The following is a 26,571-nucleotide window of genomic DNA, read 5'->3' as shown; positions in this document are numbered from 1 at the left end:
GTGACCACTTCTTCGGATACTTCCGCCCCTGCCACTGCATCCTTGAATTTCCGCAGTATCGATTTCCGCGGCCGCCACCTCTCCCTGGCTGAGCTGCGCGCCGCGGTACCCAGAGCCAAGCATCAGACGATGGCCGATGCGGAGCAGAAGGTCCTGGACATTATGGGAGCTGTTCGTAGCCGTGGCTTCGCCGCGCTGACGGAACTTGCAAGGACCTTCGACGGCGTTGAACAGTCCCACCCGCGTGTACCGGCGGAGGCACTTGCCAAGGCCCTGGCTGATATTGATCCCACTGTCCGCGCTGCGCTGGAAGAGTCGATCAGCCGGGCGAGGCAGTTCGCCGATCAGCAGCGTCCGGCCAATGTTGACGTCGCTTTGGCTGATGGCGCGGTTGTCAGCCAGAACTGGATTCCCGTGGGGCGTGTTGGGTTGTATGTCCCGGGTGGCCTCGCGCCCCTGGCCTCCTCGGTGATCATGAACGTGGTTCCCGCGGTTGCTGCAGGTGTGGAATCCATCGCCTTGGCGTCACCGCCTCAAAAGGACTTCGGCGGACTCCCGCACCCCACCATCCTTGCGGCGGCAGCGCTGCTGGGCATCGATGAGGTCTACGCAATTGGCGGTGCGCAGGCAATCATTTCGTTTGCCTACGGCATCCCCGGTTCGGAGGGAGTGCCTCCTATCGAGCCTGTGGATCTCGTCACCGGGCCTGGCAATATTTTCGTCGCCACTGCCAAGAGGCTGGTGAAGGGAGTCGTTGGCATCGATTCCGAGGCGGGGACTACCGAGATCGCTATCTTGGCCGATTCCACTGCCCAGCCCGCGCTCGTGGCTGCCGATCTCATCAGCCAGGCGGAGCACGATCCCAAAGCCGCCTCTGTCCTGGTGACGGACTCCGGTGACCTGGCGGACGCCGTCGTGGGTGAATTGGCGCGGCAGGCAGCCGCCACGAAGCACAGCGCACGCGTCCTTGAGGCACTCTCCGGTCCGCAATCGGGTGTAGTGCTGGTGGATGACCTGGAGCAGGGGATTGCCGTGTGCAATGCCTACGCCGCTGAACACCTTGAGATCATGACGGCGGACGCACCGGCGGTGGCGGCGCGGATCCGTAACGCGGGCGCCATTTTCGTGGGGGATTACAGTCCCGTGAGCCTTGGCGATTATTGTGCCGGATCCAACCACGTGCTGCCCACCAGCGGCACGGCTGCCTTCTCCTCGGGGCTGAACGTCACCACCTTCCTGCGCGCAGTGCAGGTCATCAACTACAACCGTGCGGCTCTGGAACAGGTCAGTGGCCACATCGTGAGTTTGGCTGGGGCCGAGGACCTTCCAGGCCATGGGGATGCAGTCAGGATCCGCTTCAGCGGGCAACGCTAACATCGAAACCAGCAGGGTAAACGGGACCTGACCACAACATATACGGGTCAACACCACTACATGTAGTAATTACAAGCTTGTCATTACAGAGTCATCGAACGTAAACTGGTGCCGGAAGGAAATCTTCCGGCACCTTTGCGTTTCCGGCACACTGCCGCTGGGACGTGGGCCGGAGCTGATCAGGGAGGCCCAGCGTGTACTGTCCGTTCTGCCGGAATCCTGACTCACGCGTCGTTGACAGCCGCATGGCCGACGACGGAACTTCCATCCGGCGCCGCCGGCAATGCCCTGAGTGCGGGCGACGCTTCACCACGGTGGAAACCACCAGCCTGTCCGTCATCAAGCGCTCAGGAGTCGGGGAGCCTTTCAGCCGTATCAAGGTCATCAGCGGTGTGCGCAAAGCGTGCCAAGGCCGCCCTGTCACCGAAGACGATCTCGCCATGCTGGCGCAGGAAGTCGAGGAGAACATCCGCTCTTCGGGTGCCGCTGAAATCGACGCCCATGAAGTAGGCCTGGCAATTCTCGGTCCGTTGCGGAAACTGGATGAGGTGGCGTACCTGCGGTTCGCCAGCGTCTATCAAGCATTCGAGTCACTCGAAGACTTCGAATCCGCAATATCTTTGCTACGGCATGAGGCCGAGGCGCACGCAAAAGCGGGGACCCGCGCCAAAGCCGGGGCCAAGGAAGCCAAAGGATCCGAGAAAAGCCAGCTCTAGCGGCCGCCTGATACGGGGAGTACCGCTCCAGTAATGTAGCCGGCCTCGCCGGACATTAGCCACATCACAGCCGCGGCCACCTCCTCAGGTTCAGCGCCCCGGCCCATCGGAATGGTTGGATTGAGCCTCTCGACGCGGTCGGGCATTCCTGCAGCTGCGTGGAGCCCGGTGTTGGTACTGCCCGGAGCCACGGCGTTTACACGAATGCCCTGCTTTGCCACTTCCGCGGCCAGGCCCACCGTCAAAACATCCACCGCACCTTTCGACGCCGCATAGTGAACCCATGTCCCTGGGGAGCCTGCTTTTGTCGCCGTCGAGGAGATGTTGATGATCGAACCGCCGGGGCCGCCGTTCTCGGTAGAGAGTCTCCGAACCGCTTCCTGGCACATGAAGATCATGCCAGCGACGTTAACGTCCATGACACGCTGCACTGTCTCGGCAGGCACGTCGGCAAGTGTTCCAATGAGGTTGCCGGTAGTGGCCGCGTTGTTGATGACCGCTGTTACGGGACCCCACGCTGCGGCTGCGTCGAACAAACGCCCGACGTCGGCGGGCTGGCTGACGTCGCCCTGCACGGCCAGTGCCTTGCCCCCTTGTGCCTGGATGTCCTTGACCACTGCATCAGCACCCTCGGCATCCAAGGAGTAGTTGACCACGACGCCATATCCGGAACGTGCCGCCGCGTTTGCAACTGCCGCGCCGATTCCGCGGCTGGCACCTGTGACGATCGCGATTCCGGCTATGGCGTCGTTGTCCACAGTCACCCTGCGGCTACTTGGCGAGTTTGTGGTGCAAGGCGACCTCAAGGGCGGCGCCCACGATGCCGGCGTCGTTCTTTAACTTGGCTGTGACGATGTTGGTGCGCAATTGCAAGTGCGGGAAGTATTCATCCGAGCGCTTGGAGATGCCGCCGCCGATAATGAAAAGCTCGGGGGAGAACAGGAACTCGACGTGCTGCAGGTAGCGGTTGAGCAGCACGCCGTACTCGTCCCAGCTCAAGCCATCGCGTTCGCGGGCCACGGCTGATGCCTTGGTTTCGGCGTCGAATCCGTCCACCTCGAGGTGGCCGAGCTCGGCGTTGGGAACCAATTGACCATTGAAAATGAAGGCGGAGCCGATGCCGGTGCCGAGCGTGATGACCAGGACGGTGCCGTCCACGCCCTCGCCGGCGCCATAGCGGGCCTCTGCGAGACCTGCTGCGTCGGCATCGTTGATGACCTCGACAGGGCGGCCGAGCCTGTCCGTAAACTTCTTGTCGATGTCCGTGTCAAGCCAGGACTTATCCACATTCGCAGCGGAGTGGACCACACCGTGCTGGATAATGCCCGGGAAGGTGACACCCACTGGCGAATCAGCGGCAGGGGCGTCGGGGCGGCTGGAAAGTTCTTTGACGATCTCTGCCACGACTTCGGCGACTGCCTCGGGTGTAGCCGGCTGCGGCGTGGGAACGCGGAAGCGTTCGCCGATCAGCTTGCCCTTCTTCAGGTCGACGATGCCGCCTTTGATGCCCGTGCCGCCGATATCGATTCCGATCAGCGGAGGGTTCTTGTGGGTCTTCTCATCCTTCTTGGACAATGCAATTCCGATCATGGCAGGAGGGGTGGGCATGGCGCAGCCGCCCGCGGCTGCGATGGACCTTCCAGACAGCTTAAGGAAGGGTCAGGATTTCCGCGCCGGTCTCGGTGACCAGCAGGGTGTGTTCGAATTGGGCCGTGCGCTTGTGGTCCCTGGTTACAACCGTCCAGTCGTCGGACCACATGTCCCATTCGATCGTGCCAAGGGTCAGCATGGGTTCGATGGTGAAGACCATGCCTGCCTCGATCACGGTGTTGTACGCCGGGGCTGCGTCGTAATGCGGAATGATGAGGCCCGTGTGGAACGCCTCACCAACACCGTGGCCAGTGAAGTCCCGCACCACGCCATAGCCGAAGCGTTTGGCGTAGGACTGGATCGCGCGGCCGATTACGTTGATTTCGCGGCCTGGGGCCACGACCTTGATGGCCCGGTTGAGTGACTCCTGCGTCCGCTCAACCAGCAAACGGGATTCCTCGTCCACGTCGCCGACCAGGAAAGTGTAATTGGTATCTCCGTGCACCCCGCCGATGAACGCGGTGATGTCAATGTTCAGGATGTCGCCATCCTGTACCACCGTGGAATCCGGGATGCCGTGGCAAATGACTTCATTGAGGGAAGAGCACAGGGACTTCGGGAAGCCCCGGTAGCCCAGCGTGGACGGGTAGGCGTTGTGGTCCACAAGGAACTCGTGGCCAACCTTGTCCAACTGGTCCGTCGTTACGCCGGGCTGAATGTGCTTGCCAACTTCAACGATGGCCTGGGCAGCGATCCTGCTGGCAATACGGATCTTCTCGATGGTCTCCGCTGACTTCACTTCGGAGCCGGTGAACTTGCTGGGTGCCTTCTTGCCCACGTACTCGGGGCGGGGGATCGACGCCGGGACAGCCCGTTCAGGGCTGATGATTCCCGGAGTGAGCGTGCCGATGGGTGCGGTCGAAGCAAGAGAAGGCATAGATTGATCATATAAGGCAGGCAAGAGACGCAAGTAACAAAGTGCGGCCGGGTCCGCGTGACTGACGCCAACGTTACGCGTTTGAGGGCCGACGCAATGAGGAGGAGACGTGACGGAGTACTGGTACAACGTCAAGACGCATGAGATCGAAGAGGACGCCATGTCCGATTGGACACAGCTGATTGGCCCTTATAAGACCAGGGAAGAAGCCGAACATGCGCTGGAAAAGGTCAAGCAACGCAACGACGCCTGGGACGCCCAGGACGACGACTAGCTCTACTGGCGATTAGCTGTAATAGGGCGCCCCGGACTTAGCTAGAACGAATGCTCGGGTCCGGGGAATTCTCCGGACCTGACGTCCTCTCCAAAGGCTGCTGCGGCGTCGGTGAGCGTGGTGCGAAGGTCTGCATACTGCTTGACGAACTTGGCCATCTTGCCCCCTCGCAGTCCCGCCATGTCCTGCCAGACCAGCACTTGGCCTGTGGTGCTCTTGCCGGCCCCGATACCAACGGTTGGGACGCGCAATGCGGCATCCACGGCAGCGGCAGTTTCCGCAGGCACCATTTCCATGAGGACGCTGAAAGCGCCAGCGTCCTGCAGGGCAACTGCGTCCTCGATCAGCCGCTGGGCGTCCTCGCCCCTGCCTTGGACCCGGTAGCCACCCAGGGAATGTTCGCTTTGGGGAGTGAATCCAATGTGGGCCATGACAGGAATGCCTGCCTGGACCATGGCCTTCACGGTCTCCGCATAGTAGGCAGAGCCTTCGATTTTGACCGCGTGGGCCAATCCTTCCTTGAGGAAGCGGACGCCTGTGGCGACTGCCTGCTCGGTTGAAACCTCATAGCTGCCAAAGGGCAGGTCCGCCAGGACCAGGGCGCGCTTGGCTGAGCGGCTTACGGCACGGCACAAGGGCAGCAGTTCGTCCACAGTGACGGGAAGGCTGGTCTCGTTGCCGAAGACGTTGTTTGAGGCGGAGTCGCCCACCAGGAGGACTTCGATCCCTGCTTGGTCGAAGATCTCGGCGGTGTATTGCTCGTATGCGGTGAGCATGGCGAAGTGCTCGCCGTTGTCCTTGGCCTGCTGGAGGTGATGGATGCGCACCCTGCTGACCTGCTTCTTGGCGCCCGCTGGCGATGCCTGGGCTGCCGCCGTGGGGCCGGTGCCATAGGGCGCAGGGACTTCGGCGGGCGTGGTGGACTCAGGAAGGTTGCTTGGGGCCATGGGTAGAGCCTAAGCCGTGCCGACGGCGCCTGCCAGCAGTGTGCCAAGGGTCACTGTTTGTAAACGCTGTGTTACGCGCAGCTACTGCGGCGGCATTCCTCCCGAATGCTTAGTAGAGTGAAGTCTGAGCTGCCGTGGCTTCAATGATGGGAACCGCGGCATGGACACCGAACCGGAAAAGAGGCCCTATGGACCGCCAGCAAGAGTTCGTTCTGCGGACGATCGAAGAGCGTGACGTGCGCTTCGTACGCTTGTGGTTCACCGACGTCGTGGGTTCACTGAAGTCCGTGGCACTTGCGCCGGCTGAGGTTGAAGGTGCCTTCGAAGAGGGCCTGGGATTCGATGGTTCAGCGATTGAGGGCCTGGCGCGGGTTTTTGAGTCGGACATGCTGGCACAGCCGGACCCCTCAACCTTCCAGATCCTGCCCTGGCGCGGTGAAACCGAGCAAACGTCGAGAATGTTCTGTGATGTCTTAACGCCGGATGGGGAACCGTCGGCAGCAGATCCCCGAAACGTCCTCAAGCGGACCCTTGCCAAGGCCGCGGATATGGGTTTCACCTGCTACACGCACCCTGAGATCGAGTTCTACCTGCTGAAGTCAAAGGAGCTTGGCCCCAATGGTGCGCCGGTCCCCGTTGACGAAGGCGGCTATTTCGACCACGTCCCTGGTGGTGTTGCGCAGGACTTCCGCCGTACCGCGGTGACCATGCTGGAATCGGTCGGTATCTCGGTGGAGTTCAGCCACCACGAGGGCGGGCCGGGCCAGAACGAGATTGACCTGCGGTACGCGGATGCCCTGCAGACTGCTGACAACATCATGACGTTCCGCACGGTCATCAAGGAAGTCGCCCTGCAGCAGGGTACGTATGCCACGTTCATGCCCAAGCCGTTTACGGACCACCCCGGCTCCGGAATGCACACACACTTCTCGCTCTTCGAGGGCGACACCAATGCCTTCTTTGAGGCAGGCGCGGAGTTCCAGCTGTCCAAGACTGCCCGCCAGTTCATCGCCGGGATCCTCAAGCACGCTCCCGAATTCACGGCGGTCACCAACCAGTTCGTGAACTCCTATAAGCGGCTCTGGGGCGGCGGCGAAGCACCGAGCTATCTGAGCTGGGGCCACAACAACCGTTCCGCGCTGGTGCGAGTGCCGTTGTACAAGCCTGGCAAGGGCCAGTCGGCGCGCATCGAGTACCGCGGCATCGATTCCGCCACCAACCCATATCTGGCATATGCCGTCCTTTTGGGCGCCGGTTTGAAGGGTATCGAGGAAGGCTACGAGCTTCCGGCAGCTGCCGAGGATGACGTTTGGTCGCTAACCACCGCGGAGCGCAAAGCCATGGGCCACGCTCCGCTGCCGGCCAGCCTCCACGATGCCATTCGTGCCATGGAGGAATCGGAGTTGGTAGCCCAGATTCTGGGTGAACAGGTCTTTGAACACTTCTTGCGCAACAAGCGCGCAGAATGGCAGGACTACCGCCTCCAGGTCACGCCGTACGAGCTGCAGCGCAACCTCGGCATTCTGTAGGCAGGGCGAATGAGCCTTGCACGTCGGCTCATATCAGCCGGATTCAATGACCTGGAAAAGGGCGAACGTTTTCTCGCTGCCCCGGAACTCGAAGGCATCGAGCAGGATGCCCTGTTCGCCGGGCTCTCCTTGGCGGCGAGCCCGGATACCGCGTTGCAATCACTGGTCCGGCTGATTGAGAAGAATCCCGGCCTCAAGAAGTTGGCCGGCGCGGACCCGGACACGAGCGAATCCTTGTATCGGCTGTTGGGGGCATCGGAGGCGCTGGGGGAGTTCCTCATGCGCAGGCCGGAGCACCTGGATGTTTTTGAGGCCCGGGTAAGCCCGGAGCCCCTTCCGGCATCAAGCGAAGAGCTAAGGTCCCTCCTCCTTCGTTCGGTCAAGGCCGAGCCGGGTGCGCAGCGTCCAATGGCCGGGTTGACGGGGCTTCCGGCGTATGCGGCCTTGCGGACGGCATACCGCCGCGGGCTAACAGAGCTTGCCATCAAGGACCTCTGCGCTGCCTCGCCGCAAGACTTCATGCCCGCCGTGGGTGCAGAGCTTGCAGACCTCGCGGGTGCTGCCATTGAAGCTGCCCTTGCCGTTTCCCGGGCAGAGGCAGCGGCCCAGTTCGATGCCTCGGAGGTGGCCGACGTCGGACTCGCAGTCATTGGCATGGGCAAATGTGGTGCCCGCGAGCTGAACTACATTTCCGACGTCGATGTCATTTACGTCATTGAGGCAGAGGAGTTGGACGACGCCCGCGCCGCGACCATCGGCACCGCCCTGGCCTCCGGTATCTCGCGGGCGATTTCCTCATCCGCACCCGAGCCGGGTTTGTGGGAAGTGGACCCCAACCTTCGCCCGGAAGGAAAATCCGGGCCGTTGGTGCGGACCCTCCCTTCACACCTGAGCTATTACGCCCGATGGGCTGAGAGCTGGGAATTCCAGGCGTTGCTGAAGGCCCGCACGATTGCCGGTGACCGGGAACTGGGCCAGCGCTATGAAAAGGCAGTGGAGCCACTGGTCTGGGCGTCCGCCGGACGTGATGGCTTCGTCGAATCCGTCCAGGCCATGAGGCGCCGGGTCACCGACTACATTCCGGCCGCCGAGGAACAGCGGCAGATCAAGTTGGGACGTGGTGGGCTGCGCGACGTCGAATTCACTGTGCAGTTGTTGCAGCTGGTTCACGGCAAGTCGGACGAGTCCCTTCGTTGCCGTGACACCACGTCGGCCATTGCGGCATTGTCGGCTGGGGGCTACATCGGGCGTGCCGACGCCGCCGGCTTCGACAACGCGTACCGCTATCTTCGGCTTTTGGAACACCGGATTCAGTTGTTCCAGTTGCGCCGGACCCATCTCATGCCCGTGGCGGAGGATGCGCAGCGGGTGTTGGCCAAGGCTGTCCTGGGGCCCTTCTCACTTGAACGCCCGCATCCCGACCAGCTGATGGCGACGTGGCAGAAGACCAAACGGTCCGTGCGGGATTTGCATGAGCGTATTTTCTACCGTCCATTGCTCAACACAGCCGCGAAACTCAGCAGCGAAGACGCCAAGCTGAGCCCGGAAGCTGCCCAGGGCCGTCTTGCTGCCCTCGGTTACCTCGACCCCAAAGGTGCAATGCGTCACATTGAGGCGCTGACAGCCGGGGTCAGCCGGCGCGCGGCACTTCAACGGCAGTTGCTCCCTATTCTTCTGGGCTGGCTTGCCGAGGGCGTGGATCCCGACGCAGGGCTCCTGGCCTTCCGAAGGGTCAGCGAAGCGTTGGGGACCACGCACTGGTATCTGGGAATGCTTCGTGATTCCCAAGCGGCAGCCGAACGCCTCTGCCAGGTACTTGCCAATTCCCGCCTCATTTCGGATCTCCTGGAAGTCTCACCGGAGTCCGTGGCGTGGCTTGGCAGCGACAAGGACCTGGCTCCTGTCCCCTTCGAGGCGCAATGGCAGGAAATCCGGTCCAAATTGTCCCGGCACCCGGATCCTGAAAGTGCCATGCGCCTCATCCGGTTGATTCGTCGCCGGGAGATACTGCGGACCGCGATTGCCGATAGCGCCGGGTTGCTTGACCAGGACGCCGTGGGGCTGGCGTTGGCCGAAACAGACCGGGCGGCCGTGCTCGGAGCCCTGCACGTGGCAGAAGCTATCGCTACCCGGTCCGATCCTCTGAAAACAGAGGTTCTGGTGGTGGCGATGGGACGGCAAGGTGGCCGCGAGATCGGCTACGGCTCAGACGCCGACGTCATGTACGTTCACCGCGTCCGGCCCGGCTTCACGGATGAGGAAGCACAGGAACAGGCGACGGCGATAGTCGCCAAAGTCTCCAGCCTTCTTACCCAGCCGCTCAAGCCCGCGATCATGGCCGAGCGGGTGTTGATGGTGGACGCGGACCTGCGGCCGGAAGGGAAGAACGGCGCCATGGTCCGGTCCTTGGAGTCCTATGCCGAGTACTATCGCCGGTGGTCCCTCATCTGGGAATCGCAGGCACTGCTGCGGGCGCGTCCCATGGCCGGTTCAGACGACTTGGCAGTGGCCTTCCTCCAGCTTATTGATCCCATTCGTTACCCGGCTGAGCTCTCCGAACAGGACGTCAGGGAAATCCGGCGCGTCAAGGCCCGCGTGGAATCGGAGCGGCTACCTCGAGGTGCTGATCCGGCCCGCCACGTGAAGCTCGGCCGGGGTGGATTGAGCGACGTTGAATGGCTTGTCCAGCTCATCCAGTTGCAGCATGCGGGGAAGCAGCCTGAGCTGCGCACTACGTCCACGTTGGAGGCACTTGCCGCGGCCGAGAACCTTGGGCTTGTTGGCAAGGACGACGCCGGACTCGTACGGGAGGCGTGGAGGCTCGCCAGCCGAATCCGCTCGGCGAACGTCATAGTGACGGGCCGGGCATCGGATGTTCTTCCATCCTCACGGAGGGATCTTGAAGCTGTGGCACGTTGGTGTGGCTACGCGCCCGGAGCCGCGGGACAGTTCGAGGAGGATTACTTGCGCCTTAGCCGCCGGGCCCGGGCTGTGTTCGAAAAAGAGTTCTACGGTAATTGAGGGTGGCTGGTGATGAGTATCTGGCTTATTCCGCTCAAGCTGCTGGACGATGATGCCCGCGACATCCAGCTGGGCGCTGTGGCGGAAATGGCGGTGGAGCCAGCCCAGCGGGATTTTGTGGGGGACCCCCTGCGCATGATGTTGGTCGGACTCGAAGAGGAGTCACGGCTGCCCTACGTGATTGAGGCTCAAGGAGTGGGTGTCGGAGTCCTGACTCTCCAGTCTGGAGCGGCGCGCCTTGCGGGATGGCAGGATGACGATTCCGTGTGGCTTCTCAGGGGATTCCTTATCGATTCAACATGCCAGGGTCGGGGCCTCGGGACGCTGGCTGCGGAGGCTGCGGTAGGCGAGGCCCGCAAACTGACAGCCAGGCGCGGTGGCGGTCAGGCCGGCGTCGTGCTTTCCGTCAACGAGCGCAACCCTGCAGGCATTGCAGCCTATGCAAAAGCTGGCTTTGTGGATGCTGGCCGCTACCTCGGCGGGAACTCCGGCCCGCAACGCATCATGTACAGGGCCTTTGAGCATGCTGAAATTTCGTCCCCGCGTGAGCCGTCAACAAATGTTGACGAAGATCATGGAGTCAACTATGGTTGACGACATGGAGGTGGACAGAATGAAAACCCTTGTTGGATCAATGGATGGCATGGGGCCGGCGGAGGCGCTATATGCGGTAGCTGAACTCCACAAGGAAGTTGGCAGGGCCGAGGCCTCCCTTGTACGCGCAGCCCGGCAGTCCGGTTTATCGTGGGAGGCAATCGCACTTTGCCTCGGCGTGACCAAGCAGGCGGTACATAAGAAGTACGGGAAGCAGTAGGACCAGTTCGCACGACCAATGCCGGGCATCCCCCAGGGTCTGTTCGAGCGGGCATGCTGTCCCTTAGGATTCTCGCGTGACAGTCAGGCGGGATTCGGAGGGGGCACCCTTCTCAGATGCGTCGTGCTTCCGGTGTGAGCAGGCGGGGCCGCACTGGTCTTCGCCGCATGGCCGCGGCGACGTCTATGCGTGCCGGCGCTGTTTCGCAACTTTTACTGACGCCGAATGGCGGCAGGGTGACGGGGGAGCGCAGGGCCTTTTCGAAACCAAGTAGCCGGCTGTGCCCGAAGGGTAAAAAACGAGTACACACTACTCGTGCCCTGACCTGCCCCTGGTAGGCACCATGTTTGCTATGACAACCTATGTGATTGAGCAAGCGGCACTGATTCACCGCTGTCAGTGCTGCGGTGAAGAAACCGATCAGGTGTTTTGCGCGGACTGCGCAGCCCCGGAACAACCCGGTGAACTCCCGAAAACAAGGCACTAAAGACCAAGGCAAGGTGCTGGTTCGTCCGTTGAAAAGCCTTATAGACTCGTTCCGTAACTGCTCTCGATGCTTAGGAGAAGTACATGGAATACAACGGAAGTTCGTTTGAGAAGGCTATTCCTGCTGGAGAGTTGGATCGCCGCCACGTGGGTCAATCCATTAGCTTTCAGCCCAACGATTTCACGGTTGTCTTCGGGACAATCGCGGGCATCGCAAGAACCGAGGCGCTCGTATATTTATCGCTCGATGGCGTCTCCGGCGGCACGCATTTGAAGGACGAGTACGACCTCCCCATCGATCGGCACGTCTACCTGCAATTGGATCCCCTGAGCAGCGCGGAAAAGGGTCTTGCAGATGCCGCAAAGGTGGTGAAGGAGAAGCTGGACGAGTTCGGAAAAAACATCCGGGACCGGGATCAGGGCAAGGAATCCGAGTAGCTAGCACTTCGCCACAGCCTTACGGATCTTGCTGATTCGGCGGTAGCAGCGGGTTCTTGGACAAAGAGAAGGGCCGGCATCAGGTACAAAACCTTTTGCCGGCCCTTCTTATTCGGGAACCTTGGTGGGTTCCGCGTGGGCTAAACCTGGTTTAGCCGCGGGAGTTGCTAGACGCCGTAGTAGAGCTCGAACTCGTATGGGTTCGGGCGCAGCGACAGCGGGCGAATCTCATTCTCGTACTTGTAGTCAATCCAGGTATCGATCAGGTCCTGGGTGAAGACGCCGCCAGCCTGCAGGAACTCGTTGTCCTCGCGGAGGGCCTCAAGGGCTTCTTCCAGGGAACCCGGAGCCTTGGGGATGTCCTTGGCTTCCTCGGCCGGGAGCTCGTAGAGGTCCTTGTCGATGGGAGCCGGGGGTTCGATGCGGTTGCGGATGCCGTCAATGCCGGCCATCAGCTGGGCAGCGAAGGCCAGGTAGGGGTTGGACGAGGGGTCCGGAGCGCGGAATTCGATGCGCTTGGCCTTCGGGTTGGAGCCCGTGATGGGGATACGGATACCAGCAGAGCGGTTGCCCTGGGAGTACACCATGTTGACCGGAGCTTCGAAGCCCTTGACCAAGCGGCGGTACGAGTTGACGGTCGGGTTGGTGAACGCGAGGACCGCGGAGGAGTGCTTCAGCAGGCCGCCGATGTACCAGCGGGCAGTGTCGGAGAGGCCGGCATAGCCCTTCTCGTCGTAGAACAGCGGATCGCCGTTGCTCCACAGCGACTGGTGGCAGTGCATGCCAGAGCCGTTGTCACCGAAGACCGGCTTCGGCATGAAGGTTACGGACTTGCCCCATGCGTCCGCAGTGTTCTTGATGACGTACTTGAACTTCTGGAGGTCGTCAGCAGCTGCAGTCAGCGTGGTGAACTTGTAGTTGATCTCTGCCTGGCCGGCGGAGCCAACTTCGTGGTGGGAGCGCTCGACCTCAAGGCCGGCCTTGTCCAGTTCAACGCACATGGCATCGCGGAGGTCAGCCTGCTTGTCGGTGGGGGAAACCGGGAAGTAACCGCCCTTGACGGGGGTCTTGTAGCCGAGGTTTCCGCCCTCTTCCTTGCGGCCGGTGTTCCAGTGGGCTTCTTCGGAGTCAATCTTGTAGAAGCTGCCCTGCGGGGAGGACTGGTACTGGATGTTGTCGAAGACGAAAAACTCTGCCTCGGGAGCAAAGAACGCCGTGTCCGCGATGCCGGTGGAAGCCAGGTAGGCTTCAGCCTTCTCGGCTACGCCACGGGGGTCGCGGTGGTAGGGGTCGCCCGTACGGGGGTTCACGATGGAGAAGTTCAGCGCCAGCGTCTTCTCAATGCGGAATGTGTCGATGAAAGCCGAGGTCACATCCGGGATGAGCTGCATGTCGGATTCAGCGATGCCCTGGAAACCGCGGATCGAAGATCCGTCGAAGAGCTGACCGTTCACGAAGAAGTCGTGGTCTACGCTCTTTGCCGGCACATTGAAGTGCTGCTGGACGCCCGGAAGGTCGGTGAAGCGGATATCGACGAATTTGACGTCTTCGTCTTTGATGAACTTGAGGACTTCGTCCGCAGTCTTGAACATCTATGCTCCTTATGCATATCAAGTAACAGGCCCGGAAGGCCGCGTGAGCCAGCCCATGCCGGAGGCCCGGAGACACAAAAAATTCCCCTTGCCGCGGTGGCTAGCAACTCATACCACCTTAGGGAGATGGGATTTCCCGGGAGTGTCAGTATTGTTTCGGGCAGGTTACAGAATGATCTGTTGTGTAAACGGTAGTCGGCTTTCCTGTGTCAGGTCCAAGCGGGTCCAGTGGGCGAACACTTTGGCCCCGGCTAAGCGAAGGCGCAGGCACGATAGGTGCCCTCCGACGTCGGACCGTCAGTCCGGCAGCCGTTAGGCTTGGAGGGTGGTTGATCGAAAAGACATAGGCTCCTGGCTGAGCGGGCCGGACACATCCGGCATCTCTAAATACCCGGGTGAGAGACTCGGCCTTCCTGAGGCCGGACCAGGCTCGATGGCGCGGGCCGGACGGCGAATCCTGGCAATCGCGATCGACTGGACGATCGCCCTGGTCATCAGCAATTTCGCATTTAGTGGAAACCAGTGGGCAACGCTCGCCATCTTTGCTGCGGAGCAGATTCTGCTGATCGGCACCCTCGGCTACAGCATTGGCCACAGGATTGCCGGCATCCATGTGGTCCGCTTGGGGGGAGGCCCGGCCGGACCCCTCGCCGCTGTGGTGCGCACTTTGCTCCTGTGCCTGGTTATCCCCGCAGTCATCTTTGATCCGGATCAGCGTGGAATTCATGATAAAGCGATGAACACCATCCTCATTCGGATGTAGCGTTTCAGTCCTCGCGGTTGGAAGCAACCCCATAGAAGCACCAATAAATAAGCAAAACCAACAAAAACCGCCCTTGTCTCGTTTGAGACAAGGGCGGTTTTTCGTATAGGGAATCAAGCACCTACGGACAATCAGCGTCCGCGTGCAGCCTTGCGGTCCGGGCGGGCCTTGTAGGGGTCGATGCCCTTGGGGATCGGCAGGCGGGTACCGAGGGAGTTGATGCGCTTGGACACAGCGTTGACCTCCACCTTGGTGAGTTCGTTCTTCATCTTTCCCATGGTCTTGGCGAGTTTGTTCAAAGGCACCTGGCCCTCACCGCGACCGGATTCCAGAACGTGGATGGTGACGTTGGGCAGGATGCGCGTGAGTCGCTTCCGTTCAGCTTCCACCAGCGGCTTGACACGGTGCGTGGGACCTTCGCTGACCAAAACGACGCCGGGACGACCAATTGCCATGAACACGGCGTCCTGGGTGCGAGGGTTAACCGCGACAGGCTGGTCCTGGGTGACCCAGCCGCGGCGGAGAGTACCCAAGGCCGCGCCGGAAGCACCAGGCTGGTTCTCGATCTGCGCGAATGCAGCCTTCTCTGCGCGACGGGAGAGGATGAAAACGGCGGCCAGGAGACCCAATGGAATACCGATGATGAGGCCGGTAACCCAGTTGTCCAGGAGGAAGCCGACGAGGAAGGCCACGGCAACCACTGCCAGGAATGCCAGCAGCATGATCCACACAACCTGGGGATCATTCCGCCGCGTCATCTTGAAGACTTCAGCGATCTGCTTCAGCTGGCTCGGCTTCTTGGCCTTGGCTTCCTTGGGCTTGCGCTGGAACAGCCCACGCTTGGGGGCGTCGGCCGAGGGGGTCGATTTGCTGGAATCAGAGGAATTCGCCATAGTGCCTTAATTCTACGTGATGGACGTCGAAGGACCGGACGCCATTACGCTTGGCATCCGGCCCTTCGGTACTGCTTCATGGTGTTGCTGGTGAAGTGTTGCCGACCCGGGGTCAGGCGTGGGCGGCGAGGATGGTGGAGGCTTCCTGGCGGGTGGTGCCGGAGGACTCGATGTGGGCCAGGGCGGCGGGGATTTCCCAGCCCTTCTTGCGCATCGCGGTGGCCCACAAACGCCCGGCCCGGTAGGAGGAGCGGACCAGCGGACCGGACATGACACCGAGGAAGCCGATTTCCTCGGCCTCGTGCTGGAGGTCCACGAATTCCTGGGGCTTGACCCACCGGTCCACCGGCAGGTGCCGTTCGGAGGGACGCAGGTACTGGGTGATCGTGATCAAATCACACCCGGCCGCGTGAAGATCGCGGAGGGCTTCGGAGATTTCCTCGCGGGTTTCGCCCATGCCCAGGATCAGGTTGGACTTGGTCACCATGCCCAGGTCCCGGCCCTGGGTGATGACATCCAGTGAACGTTCGTACCGGAACGCCGGGCGGATCCTCTTGAAGATCCTGGGCACGGTCTCGACGTTGTGCGCGAACACCTCGGGCTTGGAATCACAGATCGCCGCGATGTGTTCGGGTTTGCCGGAGAAGTCCGGGATCAGCAGTTCCACCCCGGTGCCGGGGTTCAGTTCGTGGATCTTGCGGACAGTTTCGGCGTACAGCCAGACACCTTCATCGGCGAGGTCATCACGGGCCACCCCGGTGACCGTGGCGTAGCGCAGCTGCATGGCCTGCACGGACCGGGCCACCTTGGTGGGTTCAAACATGTCCACCGGGGAGGGTTTGCCGGTATCGATCTGGCAGAAATCACACCGCCGGGTGCATTCGGACCCGCCGATCAGGAACGTCGCTTCCTTGTCTTCCCAACACTCGAAAATGTTCGGGCAACCGGCCTCTTCACAGACCGTGTGCAGGCCTTCCTTCTTCACCAGGTTCTTCAACCCAACGAACTCCGGGCCCATCTGGACCTTGGCCTTGATCCACTCGGGCTTGCGTTCAACCGGGACAGCCGAGTTACGCTGCTCAACGCGCAGCAACTTACGGCCTTCAGGTGCCAGGGTCACTGGAGTGCTCCTTCTGGGGTGGAAACGAGTGCTTCTTCATGCTTGCGGAACTCTTCCACGAAGCGGTCAACGATGTCGGCCGGGTTGATGGTCCGGCCGGTCTCCAGCGACATGGTGGTGACGCTGGCGTCGGTGATTCCGCACGCGATGATCTGCGCATACGGCGCGAGGTCGTTACTGCAGTTGATGGCAACACCATGCATGGTGACGCCCTCAAGGACGCGGATGCCGATCGCGGCAATCTTGCGGTCCGGTCCCTTGTCATCGGCGAGGATCCATACGCCTGCGCGTCCCTTCACCGTGACTGCCGGGATTCCGTAGTCCGTCATGATGGCGATCATGATGGCTTCGAGGCGCTCGACGTAGTCCCGGATTCCCGCGCGGTTCTTGAGCTTGAGGATCGGATAGGCGATGAGTTGTCCCGGGCCGTGCCACGTTAACTTGCCACCACGATCCACGGGGACAACGGGGGTGCCGTCAAAGGGACGTTCGTGGTCTTCGGTGAGCTTGCCAGCCGTGTAGACGGCGGAGTGCTCAAGGAGCAGGACGGTGCTGTTTTTCTCGCCGGCAACAACTTTGTTGTGGATCTCGCGCTGTAGGTCCCAGCCCTGCACGTAGTCAACGAAATCCGGGGCAAGACCCAGTTGTGAAAACTCAAGAGTCATGGGTTCAAGCTTAGACCCAGCAGGTCACTCACCATGATTTTGTGGTGAACCTCTCAGTCGCATCCGTCAGCGTGGCTTTCGTACCCCGCAAGCTGGTGCTGCCTGTGGATAACTTCTGCGGGAAATCCGATCATCCGGTAGACCTTGGATATGGAAACTACTGACGATCCTGCCCCCTCGGTCCCGCACATTCCGGGATACACGCCATTACGCCTACTGGGTAGGGGTGGCTCGTCGACAGTCTGGCTTGCCAGCAGGGACAAGGACGGTGCCCGCTTCGCCATCAAGTGCATCATGGGAGGGCCCGGCAAGGATTCCCGTGGGTCGGCCGGACCAGAGTCCCAACATGGCTTGCGTGAGGGGCGGATCCTGTCCGGGCTCGAGCACGAGCACCTTATCCGACTCCACGATGTGATGGACCTGCCGGGAGTGGGGACGGGCAGTGTTGGGCTCGTCATGGACTTTGCCGCAGGAGGTTCCCTTGCGAATCTGGTGGGTGGCCGACGCAAGCTTGGAATCGGTGAAGCGGTGACGATTCTGACCCCTGTTGCCCAGGTCTTGGCTTACCTGCATGCCCAGGGAACGGCCCATGGGGATATTTCCCCAGGCAACGTCCTGTTTACGGCACAGGGGAAGCCCCTGGTGACAGACCTTGGCGTGGCGGGTGTTGTGGGTGAGGACAATCAAAGCCTCGACGTCGGCACGGACGGCTTCGTTGATCCTTCTATTGCCGCGCGGGGTGCGCGGGGTGACGGAGCCGGAGAAGCTTTGCAGCCGGAACGGGATGTCTATTCGCTGGCCGCGCTTGGCTGGTATTGCTTGACAGGCATGGCGCCGGAAATCGCCAAGCACCGCCCACCGCTGCCTCTCTTGGTTCCCGATGTCCCCAAAGGGCTCGCCGCTGCCCTTGAGGCGGGACTGGATCCCGACCCGCGGGCGCGTCCCACGGCCCGGGAGTTGGGAACAGCGATTTATCGCAGCGCGGCCGCGGAGCCCGTGGATCTGGCTGGGTCCGTCCATTCTTCCGTGATTCCGGAGTTGCTGACGCGCCGGCAGGCTGGGGGACGACCCCAGCGCAGGAGTCCACTGAGCAGGAGTCCAGTGCGCAGGAGTCGACTGAGTAGGAGTCCATTGAGCAGGAGTCCACTGGCCGGGGCTGTGTTGCGGCTTCCGCCCTTGCGGACAGCTAGGACTCCGCGTCCCGAACGCCGAACCCGAACAAGACAACCTCAGCGGAGAACTAAACCGCAGGGTGGGCCACGTTCCAGCATCCGAGTGGGGTTCCTGGTGGCTGCGGGAGTGTCGGTTGGGGCGGTTGGGTTTGCTATCTGGCTGGGAATCCAGGAACCCGCGTCTGGTTTGACGTCCGTAGTAGATCCAGGGACGACGACCGTAGTCACGGAAGCTGCCCAAGCCACTGAAGCGGCCCAAGCCACTCAAGCCGCCCAGCCGATTCCAGACGCACTCTTGGACGCGCTGCACTCTGAGGATCCGGCAATCGCCATGCACGCGTTATCGGCGGTGCGCGACATGGCGCTGGGACTGGATCGTCTTGAATTGCTGGCAACCGTCAACGCAGCAGGCTCAGCTGCCCATGCGGCAGATGAGACGTTGAAGCAGCAATTAAGAGCTGACGGTATCCGCTTTGCCGGGCTCACCACCACCTTGGACAGCGTTTCGGTGTTGGGCCCACACGAGGTTGATCGCGCAGTCGTTGCCCTGACCGCAACGACCTCAAGTTACGAGGAGCGCGACGCATCGGATCGCTTGGTGAAGTCCCAGCCCGCCGGGGAGCGCCAGCAGCTGCGCCTCATCCTTGTCAGATTGGCAGGGCAGTGGAGCATCTCGGAGATTCTCGGTCCCGGCTAGCCGTACTGCCATGGGACGTTCCTTGGCGTGAGTGGGGTATGGGTGCGGATTGCTTCAGCTGGAATGCTTTTTCGTCAGCCACTCCATGGCTTCCTCGAGCCCCGGGTGTTGCCACTGAAAACCGGCGGCGGCAAGCTTGGCTGGTTCCATCCTTTGGTTTGCCAGGACGAGCTCGTCAGCAAGCTTGCCAAGGACAAGCCGGAGGACGGGACGTGGGACGCGTAAGAAGGCAGGACGATGGAACGCTTTCGCGAGCCGCCTCACAATGGCGCTAACGTCCGCGCTTTCCGGGGCGCACACATTGACCGCACCTTCCAGATCGGACTTGAGGAGGAACGCGAGTGCAGCGGCTTCGTCGGCAAGGGTGATCCACGGCCAGTATTGTCGCCCGTTTCCGAAGGGTCCGCCAAGCCCAAGCCTGAGCAGTGGAAGCATTGGGCCCAATGCGCCACCGGAAGTGCTGAGCACCACTCCGGTCCTTGGTGTCACTACCCTCACGCTGGCTGGAGCGGTTCTGGCAGTCTGCTCCCATTCAACGCAGAGCGGTCCCAGCACTCCCGCGCCTGGACCGGAGTCCTCGCGGAGCACGCCGTCCCGGGAGGCGCCGTAGTAGCCGGACGCTGACTGGCTGACGAAAGACAATGCCGGCTGGCCCAGGCGACGCATGGCCGCAGTGAGTGTCCGGGTTGGCTGAAGGCGTGAGTCACGAATGACACTGATTCTGTGCTTGGTCCAAGGCCGGTCGCCGATGCCGGCGCCGGACAAGTTGACCACCGCATCTGCGCCTTCCAGGATTGCCTCGTCCAGGACTCCAGCAACTGGATCCCATGTCCTTTCGTCGTCAGTCTTTGCAGGCCGACGAACCAGCCGGATGACCTCGTCACCAGCACTTTTTATCTGCTCGGACAATGCCGTCCCAATCATTCCTGAGGCTCCGGACATCACGATTCGCATGACCCATCTCACCACGACCCCAGCATGAGGCAGAAACAGGTGCGAAGCGCGGGGCGGGTCCCTCTTGACACCGCGCCTCTTGACTATGATCGAACAATGACCTCCTCCAGCTACCTCCGTTTCCCGCATGTCCATGGCGAATTGGTCACGTTCGTGGCCGAAGATGACATCTGGATCGCCCCCGTCTCCGGTGGCCGGGCCTGGCGTGTTTCCTCCCAGCAAATGCCGGCCAGGAACCCACGCTTCACTCCCGATGGCAAGCGGCTGGTGTGGACTGCTGTTGTTGGTACCTCACCGGAAGTTGTCACCGCGGACGTCGACGGCGGCGGGTACAAGCAGCTGAGCTACTTTGGACACACCACAACCCGGGTCAAGGGTTTCACGCCCGCTGGAAACGTCCTGGTGACCAGCGCGTTCCAGCAGTCCGAGAGCCGCCACACCTACGCCTATAGCCTCCCCCTGGACGGAGGTGCCGCCGTCGAACTTCCTTTCGGACCGGTGGAGGCTGTTGCGTATGGACCCGAAATCGGTGACGAGAAGCCAGTGGTCTTGGCGAGCGTCCTTTCCCGCGAACCGGCTTGGTGGAAGCGCTACCGTGGCGGCACTGCCGGCAAGTTGTGGATCGACGCAGACGGCAATGGTGAGTTCGAGCGCTTGATCCCCGAAATTGAGGGCAACCTGACTGACCCGCTGTGGATCCAGGGGCGCATCGCCTTCGTCTCAGACCACGAAGGCTACGGAAATCTCTACTCCGTCCTTCCTGACGGATCAGGATTGCGTCGCCACACGGACCATGAAGATTTCTATGTTCGGCACGCCAGTTCCGATGGCCAGCGGATTGTTTTCGAATCTGCCGGTGAACTCTGGATCCTGCCCTCGCTCGATGCCGATGCTGAAGCTGTGAAGCTGGAGATCACGCTGGGTTCTGCATCACCGGCGCGGCGCCCCGCCCCGCTGAAAGCGTCTGCGCATCTGGGTGACGTTTTTCCGAATACTGCAGGAACGGCCAGCGCGGTCGAGTCACATGGCACCATCCATTGGCTCCGCCATAAGGACGGGCCCTCGCGAGTAGTCGAAGCGACGCCGGGTGTCCGGGCCCGCCTCCCGCGTCCGCTGACGGATGGTCGTATAGCTTATGTGGCTGACCACGGGGGAGTGGAGGCTTTGTACGTCAAGCGCATCGCCGCACGCTTGTCCGGAGTTGTTGAGGTGCCGAAGGCGGCGGAACCCGCTGTTGCTACCAGTGAAGCCGATGGACTCCCCAAGCCGGTCTCGGCATCCAACGTCCTGGGACAAGGTTCCACCGCAAACCAGCCAGCCAACCAGTCCATGGATACGGTCCAAGCGGCCGCACCCTCCGACGAAGCCGCCCAAGCCGAACCGTCACCAGACACAGTGGGGGGCACGGCGATACCTGTCGCATCCACAGGAGATGATCAAGCGGACGATCTCCGGCTGGACTTCCCCGCACCTACAAGGACGAGTGCACTGGAGGCCAGCCCCGATGGCCGTTGGCTCGCCATCGGCACATCTTTTGGCGACGTTTTCGTAGCCGACACCACGTCCGGGACATTGACTCGTTTGGTCAGTATTGGCGAAGGCAGCGTCGATCAGTTGTCGTGGTCGGCTGATTCGCAGTGGCTCGCCTGGTCTGAGCCCGTGACGTCCTTCGGTTCCCGCAGCAAACTTCGGCTGGCACGGCCTTCGGCATCCGACGCCGACATTATCGATGCCACCGACGGCCGCTTCTGCGATGAATCACCCAGATTCACCCCGGATGGGAAATTCCTGGCCTTCCTGTCCAACCGGAGCTTCGACCCCGTCTATGACGGCCATTCTTTCGACCTTTCCTTCCCGAGCCCCATCAAGCCGTACCTGCTGGCCCTGGCCGCTGATACGCCGTCTCCTTTCGGTCCGTCCGTGGACACCCTTGAGGATGCTCCGCCCACAACAGCAAAGCCCGACGACGGCGATGCGCCAGTTGTACGCGTAGACGCGGAAGGCCTTGCACACCGTGTCATTACGGTTCCCGTGCCACAGGGAAACTACTCCGGACTCGCTGCCGGTGACGGGGCACTGATGTGGCTTGATACTGAGCTGTCCGGTGTTACCGGCGAAGGGAAGGGCACTCTGCAGGATAAGAAGACAGCCCCCTCCCTGGTGCGCTTTGACCTTGCCAAGCGCAAGGAAACCACCCTCGTCGCTGCTGTGGACAGCTACCGGTTGTCTGGTGATCGCAAGAGGGTTGTCTATGTCCTTGATAAGCAGATCGTGTCAGTTCCGTCAGACAGCAAGGTGGACGAAGAATCCGGGGAATTGGTCAAAGTGGACCTGAACAGGATCCGCGTGATCCTGGACCCCGTGGCTGCCTGGGGCCAGGCCTTCGATGAAGCATGGCGCTTGCAGAGGGACTTCTTCTGGGCCCCGGACATGGCTGGCCAGGACTGGGACTCCGTCTACAAACGCTACCGTCCGATCGTGGAACGGCTGGGGTCTCATGATGACCTTGTGGACCTGTTGTGGGAGATCCATGGCGAACTGGGAACCTCTCATGCCTATGTGCGGCCGGCCGCTGTGACTGAACCTGGTCGTAATGGTCAAGGCAGGCTCGGTGCGGAGTTGCAGCTCGGCAGCAAAGGCTGGGAGATAACCAGGATCCTGGCTGGAGAGTCTTCCGATCCCCTCGCAACCTCGCCCTTAACGCGTCCCGGCGCAGATGCCAAGGTGGGCGACGTCCTCCTGGCGATTGACGGCGTCGAGCTTTCCACGGCGCTGACGCCCGCCATGCAATTGGTGGGTGCAGCGGGGAGAACCGTTGAATTGACACTCTTGAATGGCGAAGGACATGGTGGAGCTGCGGGTGCCCAGCGGCGGGTTGCCGTTGTCCCCATCCGTGACGAAGAGCGGTTGCGCTATCAGGACTGGGTTCGGGCCAACCGGCGCACGGTCCGTGAGGCATCCGGTGGTAAATTCGGCTACCTGCACATCCCGGACATGATGGCCAATGGTTGGGCCCAGTTGCATCGTGACCTCGATACAGAAACCGCCCTGGACGGGTTGATCGTAGACGTGCGGCGTAACCGTGGCGGCCACACCTCACAGCTCGTGGCCGAGCTCATTGGCCGGAAGGTCACTGGGTGGAGTATGCCGCGTGGCGAGAAGCCACGGACTTATCCCCACCATGCTCCCCGGGGTCCAGTGATTATCCTGGCAGACGAATTTGCCGGATCAGATGGCGACATCATCACCCAAGTGTCCAAACTGAGGGGCATCGGCCCTGTCATTGGGGTACGGACGTGGGGCGGCGTGGTGGGCATTGACAACCGCTTTGCCCTGGCTGACGGTACCGGCGTGACCCAGCCCCGCTACGCCACGTGGTTTGGCGGTGGGATCGGCTGGGATGTTGAAAACCGTGGTGTGGAGCCGGACATCGAGGTGCTCTTCCCGCCCCACGCCTATGCAGCAGGCAGCGATCCGCAACTCGAGTATGGCATTGGTGCCCTCAAGGAGATGATCCAGGAGCTACCTACTGACCGCCCGCCGTTGCGTGAAGGCTACCGCCAGGTGCGGCCAGCGCCGTTGCCCGCCCGCCCGCAAGAGGGCTAGCAGCAGGTGAGCGCAGAAGAGCCCCGCCGCTCCCCTCAGGGGAGTGGCGGGGCTCTTTTGCGCTTTGAAGGGTATTACTGCGCGAGGGTGGCATCCAAGGTGATTTCGATGCTGGCCAGTGCACCGGAAACGGGGCAGCCGGTCTTTGCCTCTTCGGAGATGCGACGGAAGTCCTCTTCGGAGATGCCCGGGATCCTGGCGGTCATCGTCAGGTGGCTGCTGGTGATGCCGGTGCCTGGGACGAAGGTGACGTCGGCCTTGGTCTGGATTTCCTCAGCGGTAAAGCCTGCCTGCGCAAGGGAGTTGCTGAACGCCATGGAGAAGCACGCAGAGTGGGCTGCGGCGATCAGTTCCTCGGGGCTGGTCTTGCCACCGGACTGCTCGGTGCGTGCCTTCCATGTGACATCGAACGTGCCCAGGCCTGAGCTGTCCAGCGTCGTGTTTCCAGCGCCATCGATCAGGTTGCCGTTCCAAACCGTGTGTGCGGTGCGTGTTGCTGCCATGTCCACTCCTTGGGGTCGTTTGTGTGTCGGCACCCAGCCATCGCCGGATGCCACCGGGATCAATCCTATGGATTTGGCGACTGCCCTGCACTGTCATTCCGCTGTCAGTGGATTGTGACCCCGGACCTGCGTTGACAAAGCAGCCGACCCGCCTGGCGGAGGCGGGTCGGCTGCTGCGACGTGCGCTTAGTTCCAGAGCGTGGCAATGGCGATGTTCACCAGGGCCAATCCACCAACGCCGTGAGCCAAACCGGTGGAAACAGGTTCGCCCTTCTTCACCTTGCGCGAGCCGATCACCGCTACAACAGCAACGGCCACGCCGATGGCGAATTTGATGCCGAGCTTGAAGTAGTTGGGATGGGCATCCGGCATGAGGGGCAGGAGGCCCATCATGGCAATGCCTGTAAGTAACTGCAGGAATGCGCCGTCCCGCTGGCGGGGGTGGACGGTGGGCGTCTTGATGGTGGCGATCCAGTAGCCCACAATCATGGCTGCGCCGACGATGTGCAAGAACAGCAGGATGTTGAAGAGAATACTCATGGCCCCAGCTTATCCAGTTGGTTCTACGTCCTGTAGCAAAGCCACGCTCAGTAGACGAACAGCGCCGCGGACAAATGGTGTGGGACAACGAAACGGGGCAGGCTACCGGGTTTCCCCGGAGCCTGCCCCGCCTGGTTGAGTAGAGCGCCCTCCGTGAGGAGGGTCTGCTAACGCTTGGGCTTAGAGACCAAGATCTGCTTCGAAAGCACCTTCCTCAAGGCGGGCCTTGAGGGTCTGGAGGAAGCGGCCAGCGTCCGCGCCGTCCACCAGGCGGTGGTCGTACGTCAGAGACAGGTACATCATGGAGCGGATGGCAATCGAGTCGTCGCCGTTTTCGTCGGCCACCACCACTGCGCGCTTGACAATTGCGCCCGTGCCCAGGATGCCTACCTGCGGCTGGTTGATGATCGGGGTGTCGAACAGGGCGCCAACAGAACCGATGTTGGTGATGCTGAACGTACCGCCGGACAGCTCATCCGGGCCGATCTTGCCATCGCGGGTGCGTCCTGCGACGTCGGCGATCTTACCGGCGAGGCCTGCGAGGTTGAGGTTGCCGGCGTCGGAGATGACCGGCACCAGCAGGCCCTTATCGGTATCTACTGCAATGGCGAGGTGTTCGGCGTTGTGGTAGGTGATTTCCTGCTTGGACTCGTCGTAGGCAGCGTTCAGCTTGGGGTGCTGCTTCAGTGCTTCCGCCACAGCTTTGGCGATGAACGGCAGGAACGTCAGCTTCACACCGTTCTGAGCCTGGAACGAGTTCTTGGCCTTGAGGCGGAGCTTGGCGATCTTGGTCATGTCGACCTCGTGCACCTGGGTGAGCTGGGTGGAGATTTCCAGCGACTCGCGCATACGGCGGGCGATGACCTGGCGGATACGCGGAGCCTTCTCCGTGGTGCCTCGCAGGGAGGAAGCAACAACGGGTGCCGCAGCCTTGGCGGCAGGAGCGGCAGCAGGAGCCGCGGCCGGCGCTGCTGCGGCGGCTTGCTTGGCTTCGGCAGCGGCAAGGACATCCTGCTTGCGGATGCGGCCACCGACGCCGGTGCCGGACACCGATGCGATGTCCACGCCCTGCTGGTTTGCCAGCTTGCGTACCAGGGGAGTGACGTAACCAGACTCGGAGGACGAGCCGGCTTCTGCCGGCGCGGGAGCCGGAGCCGGTGCGGCTGCGGGGGCGGCTGCGGCTGCGGGTGCAGCAGCGGGAGCCGGTGCGGCCGGAGCTTCAGCGGCAGGAGCGGCGGGCGCCGGAGCCGGAGCGGGGGCTGCCGCGCCGGAGCCGATAACAGCCAGAACCGATCCAACTTCGGCGGTTTCGTCTTCGTTGACGCGAATTTCCTGCAAGGTGCCTGCAACCGGGGAAGGAATCTCGGTATCGACCTTGTCAGTGGAAACCTCAAGAAGCGGCTCATCCACCTCCACGGTGTCGCCAATAGCCTTGAGCCAGCGGGTGACGGTGCCTTCGGTAACGCTCTCGCCCAAGGCGGGCAGGGTTACTTCGTGGCCTTCGCCACCGGAGGCGGCGGGAGCTTCAGCCTCGGTTTCCTCAGCAGCCGGGGCGGCGGGAGCCTCTTCGGCGGGAGCAGCCTGCTCGGCAGCAGCGGGTGCTTCCTGAGCGGCGGGTGCTTCCTCAGCAGCCGGTGCGGCGGAGCCGGAGCCGTCGCCAATGCGTACCAGGGGGGCGCCAACCTCTGCTGTCTCGTCTTCAGCAACGAGGATTTCTTCGATGACGCCTGCGATCGGAGAAGGGATTTCGGTGTCTACTTTGTCGGTGGAAACCTCGAGCAGCGGCTCGTCGATCTCTACCCGGTCACCAACCTGCTTGAGCCAGCGTGTGACGGTTCCTTCGGTGACACTCTCACCGAGGGCGGGCAAGTTAACGGATTCAGACATGTCGTCCCCGTTCTCCTTATTGATCTTTTGTGCGGATGAATTCTGCTGGTCCG

At 61.9% G+C, this 26,571-nt stretch carries 23 protein-coding genes; 11 read left to right on the top strand and 12 right to left on the bottom strand.

From position 1 onward, the window contains the following. Both hisD and nrdR read left to right on the top strand, forming a co-directional pair. Nucleotides 1-1,374, top strand: a complete 1,374-nt coding sequence (gene hisD, locus AB4Z15_RS12745; protein WP_442017565.1) for a histidinol dehydrogenase — start codon at nt 1-3, stop codon at nt 1,372-1,374. A 194-nt stretch (nt 1,375-1,568) separates the two neighbouring features. Continuing rightward, complete coding sequence (nrdR, locus tag AB4Z15_RS12740; protein ID WP_442017564.1) at nt 1,569-2,090, top strand: transcriptional regulator NrdR; 522 nt, start codon at nt 1,569-1,571, stop codon at nt 2,088-2,090. Here the strand turns inward: nrdR and AB4Z15_RS12735 are convergent. From AB4Z15_RS12735 to map, 3 genes are all read right to left on the bottom strand, one after another. After that, nucleotides 2,087-2,854: an SDR family oxidoreductase gene (locus tag AB4Z15_RS12735; protein ID WP_442017563.1), complete on the bottom strand. Its 768-nt coding sequence runs from the start codon at nt 2,852-2,854 to the stop codon at nt 2,087-2,089. The genes nrdR and AB4Z15_RS12735 overlap by 4 nt on opposite strands. 7 nt (nt 2,855-2,861) lie before the next feature. After that, the gene (gene ppgK, locus AB4Z15_RS12730) at nt 2,862-3,665 is read right to left on the bottom strand and encodes a polyphosphate--glucose phosphotransferase (RefSeq protein ID WP_442017625.1); all 804 of its coding nucleotides are present in this window, start codon (nt 3,663-3,665) and stop codon (nt 2,862-2,864) included. A 73-nt stretch (nt 3,666-3,738) separates the two neighbouring features. Then, nucleotides 3,739-4,617 carry a type I methionyl aminopeptidase gene (gene map / locus AB4Z15_RS12725; RefSeq protein WP_442017562.1) on the bottom strand — a complete coding sequence of 293 codons (879 nt, stop codon included), beginning with the start codon at nt 4,615-4,617 and terminating at the stop codon, nt 3,739-3,741. A gap of 109 nt (nt 4,618-4,726) precedes the next feature. Here map and AB4Z15_RS12720 point away from each other — a divergent pair, with 109 nt between their 5' ends. Beyond that, complete coding sequence (locus AB4Z15_RS12720) at nt 4,727-4,891, top strand: SPOR domain-containing protein (RefSeq protein WP_216922998.1); 165 nt, start codon at nt 4,727-4,729, stop codon at nt 4,889-4,891. A gap of 41 nt (nt 4,892-4,932) precedes the next feature. On the opposite strand, the gene panB is transcribed toward AB4Z15_RS12720, so the two are convergent. Further along, nucleotides 4,933-5,838 carry a 3-methyl-2-oxobutanoate hydroxymethyltransferase gene (panB, locus tag AB4Z15_RS12715; protein ID WP_442017561.1) on the bottom strand — a complete coding sequence of 302 codons (906 nt, stop codon included), beginning with the start codon at nt 5,836-5,838 and terminating at the stop codon, nt 4,933-4,935. Between the two features lie 188 nt (nt 5,839-6,026). Here panB and AB4Z15_RS12710 point away from each other — a divergent pair, with 188 nt between their 5' ends. The 5 genes from AB4Z15_RS12710 to AB4Z15_RS12690 all read left to right on the top strand — a co-directional run bounded on the left by AB4Z15_RS12710 (nt 6,027) and on the right by AB4Z15_RS12690 (nt 12,126). Beyond that, a complete protein-coding gene (locus AB4Z15_RS12710; protein ID WP_224089573.1) occupies nt 6,027-7,367 on the top strand; it encodes a glutamine synthetase family protein in 1,341 nt (446 codons plus the stop codon). 9 nt (nt 7,368-7,376) lie between these two features. Then, nucleotides 7,377-10,388, top strand: a complete 3,012-nt coding sequence (locus AB4Z15_RS12705) for a bifunctional [glutamine synthetase] adenylyltransferase/[glutamine synthetase]-adenylyl-L-tyrosine phosphorylase (protein ID WP_442017560.1) — start codon at nt 7,377-7,379, stop codon at nt 10,386-10,388. Nucleotides 10,389-10,400: 12 nt separating this feature from the next. Continuing rightward, on the top strand, nt 10,401-10,982 hold the full coding sequence (locus AB4Z15_RS12700) for a GNAT family N-acetyltransferase (protein ID WP_442005558.1): 582 nt from the start codon (nt 10,401-10,403) through the stop codon (nt 10,980-10,982). Between the two features lie 4 nt (nt 10,983-10,986). Continuing rightward, nucleotides 10,987-11,202, top strand: a complete 216-nt coding sequence (locus tag AB4Z15_RS12695) for an AsnC family protein (RefSeq protein ID WP_431120185.1) — start codon at nt 10,987-10,989, stop codon at nt 11,200-11,202. A 570-nt stretch (nt 11,203-11,772) separates the two neighbouring features. Further along, on the top strand, nt 11,773-12,126 hold the full coding sequence (locus tag AB4Z15_RS12690) for a hypothetical protein (protein ID WP_442005557.1): 354 nt from the start codon (nt 11,773-11,775) through the stop codon (nt 12,124-12,126). Nucleotides 12,127-12,293: 167 nt separating this feature from the next. Here AB4Z15_RS12690 and glnA read toward each other — a convergent pair whose 3' ends face one another. Then, a complete protein-coding gene (gene glnA / locus AB4Z15_RS12685; RefSeq protein WP_442005556.1) occupies nt 12,294-13,718 on the bottom strand; it encodes a type I glutamate--ammonia ligase in 1,425 nt (474 codons plus the stop codon). 325 nt (nt 13,719-14,043) lie between these two features. Here glnA and AB4Z15_RS12680 point away from each other — a divergent pair, with 325 nt between their 5' ends. Continuing rightward, nucleotides 14,044-14,481, top strand: a complete 438-nt coding sequence (locus tag AB4Z15_RS12680) for an RDD family protein (protein ID WP_442017559.1) — start codon at nt 14,044-14,046, stop codon at nt 14,479-14,481. A gap of 131 nt (nt 14,482-14,612) precedes the next feature. On the opposite strand, the gene AB4Z15_RS12675 is transcribed toward AB4Z15_RS12680, so the two are convergent. From AB4Z15_RS12675 to lipB, 3 genes are all read right to left on the bottom strand, one after another. Further along, nucleotides 14,613-15,374 carry a DUF4191 domain-containing protein gene (locus tag AB4Z15_RS12675; RefSeq protein WP_442005554.1) on the bottom strand — a complete coding sequence of 254 codons (762 nt, stop codon included), beginning with the start codon at nt 15,372-15,374 and terminating at the stop codon, nt 14,613-14,615. Between the two features lie 112 nt (nt 15,375-15,486). Then, nucleotides 15,487-16,494, bottom strand: coding sequence for a lipoyl synthase (lipA, locus tag AB4Z15_RS12670; RefSeq protein WP_224093011.1), 1,008 nt, complete (start codon nt 16,492-16,494; stop codon nt 15,487-15,489). Next, complete coding sequence (gene lipB / locus AB4Z15_RS12665; protein WP_442017558.1) at nt 16,491-17,159, bottom strand: lipoyl(octanoyl) transferase LipB; 669 nt, start codon at nt 17,157-17,159, stop codon at nt 16,491-16,493. The genes lipA and lipB overlap by 4 nt, the downstream gene beginning before the upstream one ends. A 150-nt stretch (nt 17,160-17,309) precedes the next feature. Here lipB and AB4Z15_RS12660 point away from each other — a divergent pair, with 150 nt between their 5' ends. Then, nucleotides 17,310-19,028 (top strand): serine/threonine protein kinase, encoded by a 1,719-nt coding sequence (locus AB4Z15_RS12660; protein ID WP_442017557.1) that lies wholly within the window; start codon nt 17,310-17,312, stop codon nt 19,026-19,028. 54 nt (nt 19,029-19,082) lie between these two features. On the opposite strand, the gene AB4Z15_RS12655 is transcribed toward AB4Z15_RS12660, so the two are convergent. Then, nucleotides 19,083-19,982 (bottom strand): TIGR01777 family oxidoreductase, encoded by a 900-nt coding sequence (locus tag AB4Z15_RS12655; RefSeq protein WP_442017624.1) that lies wholly within the window; start codon nt 19,980-19,982, stop codon nt 19,083-19,085. A gap of 96 nt (nt 19,983-20,078) precedes the next feature. Here AB4Z15_RS12655 and AB4Z15_RS12650 point away from each other — a divergent pair, with 96 nt between their 5' ends. Next, nucleotides 20,079-23,588 (top strand): S41 family peptidase, encoded by a 3,510-nt coding sequence (locus AB4Z15_RS12650; protein ID WP_442017556.1) that lies wholly within the window; start codon nt 20,079-20,081, stop codon nt 23,586-23,588. Between the two features lie 74 nt (nt 23,589-23,662). Here the strand turns inward: AB4Z15_RS12650 and AB4Z15_RS12645 are convergent, their stop codons facing one another. From AB4Z15_RS12645 to sucB, 3 genes are all read right to left on the bottom strand, one after another. Then, nucleotides 23,663-24,091: an OsmC family protein gene (locus AB4Z15_RS12645; protein ID WP_442017555.1), complete on the bottom strand. Its 429-nt coding sequence runs from the start codon at nt 24,089-24,091 to the stop codon at nt 23,663-23,665. 186 nt (nt 24,092-24,277) lie between these two features. Next, nucleotides 24,278-24,631 carry a hypothetical protein gene (locus AB4Z15_RS12640; protein WP_442017554.1) on the bottom strand — a complete coding sequence of 118 codons (354 nt, stop codon included), beginning with the start codon at nt 24,629-24,631 and terminating at the stop codon, nt 24,278-24,280. 180 nt (nt 24,632-24,811) lie between these two features. Next, a complete protein-coding gene (gene sucB, locus AB4Z15_RS12635) occupies nt 24,812-26,518 on the bottom strand; it encodes a 2-oxoglutarate dehydrogenase, E2 component, dihydrolipoamide succinyltransferase (RefSeq protein WP_442017553.1) in 1,707 nt (568 codons plus the stop codon). Nucleotides 26,519-26,571: the final 53 nt, after the last annotated feature.

Source organism: Paenarthrobacter sp. 2TAF44 (genome assembly GCF_052114885.1).
Taxonomy (GTDB): domain Bacteria; phylum Actinomycetota; class Actinomycetes; order Actinomycetales; family Micrococcaceae; genus Arthrobacter.
Note: the sequence above shows the minus strand (reverse complement) of the source record. Positions and strands in the feature narration are given on the sequence as shown.

Coding starts and splice junctions, on each gene's coding strand:
- map (WP_442017562.1), bottom strand. CDS start 4,617: ATGCCTTCTCTTGCTTCGACCGCACCCATCGGCACGCTCACTCCGGGA.
- panB (WP_442017561.1), bottom strand. CDS start 5,838: ATGGCCCCAAGCAACCTTCCTGAGTCCACCACGCCCGCCGAAGTCCCT.
- AB4Z15_RS12710 (WP_224089573.1), top strand. CDS start 6,027: ATGGACCGCCAGCAAGAGTTCGTTCTGCGGACGATCGAAGAGCGTGAC.
- AB4Z15_RS12705 (WP_442017560.1), top strand. CDS start 7,377: ATGAGCCTTGCACGTCGGCTCATATCAGCCGGATTCAATGACCTGGAA.
- AB4Z15_RS12700 (WP_442005558.1), top strand. CDS start 10,401: ATGAGTATCTGGCTTATTCCGCTCAAGCTGCTGGACGATGATGCCCGC.
- AB4Z15_RS12695 (WP_431120185.1), top strand. CDS start 10,987: ATGGAGGTGGACAGAATGAAAACCCTTGTTGGATCAATGGATGGCATG.
- AB4Z15_RS12690 (WP_442005557.1), top strand. CDS start 11,773: ATGGAATACAACGGAAGTTCGTTTGAGAAGGCTATTCCTGCTGGAGAG.
- glnA (WP_442005556.1), bottom strand. CDS start 13,718: ATGTTCAAGACTGCGGACGAAGTCCTCAAGTTCATCAAAGACGAAGAC.
- AB4Z15_RS12675 (WP_442005554.1), bottom strand. CDS start 15,374: ATGGCGAATTCCTCTGATTCCAGCAAATCGACCCCCTCGGCCGACGCC.
- lipB (WP_442017558.1), bottom strand. CDS start 17,159: ATGACTCTTGAGTTTTCACAACTGGGTCTTGCCCCGGATTTCGTTGAC.
- AB4Z15_RS12660 (WP_442017557.1), top strand. CDS start 17,310: ATGGAAACTACTGACGATCCTGCCCCCTCGGTCCCGCACATTCCGGGA.
- AB4Z15_RS12655 (WP_442017624.1), bottom strand. CDS start 19,982: ATGCGAATCGTGATGTCCGGAGCCTCAGGAATGATTGGGACGGCATTG.
- AB4Z15_RS12650 (WP_442017556.1), top strand. CDS start 20,079: ATGACCTCCTCCAGCTACCTCCGTTTCCCGCATGTCCATGGCGAATTG.
- AB4Z15_RS12645 (WP_442017555.1), bottom strand. CDS start 24,091: ATGGCAGCAACACGCACCGCACACACGGTTTGGAACGGCAACCTGATC.
- AB4Z15_RS12640 (WP_442017554.1), bottom strand. CDS start 24,631: ATGAGTATTCTCTTCAACATCCTGCTGTTCTTGCACATCGTCGGCGCA.
- sucB (WP_442017553.1), bottom strand. CDS start 26,518: ATGTCTGAATCCGTTAACTTGCCCGCCCTCGGTGAGAGTGTCACCGAA.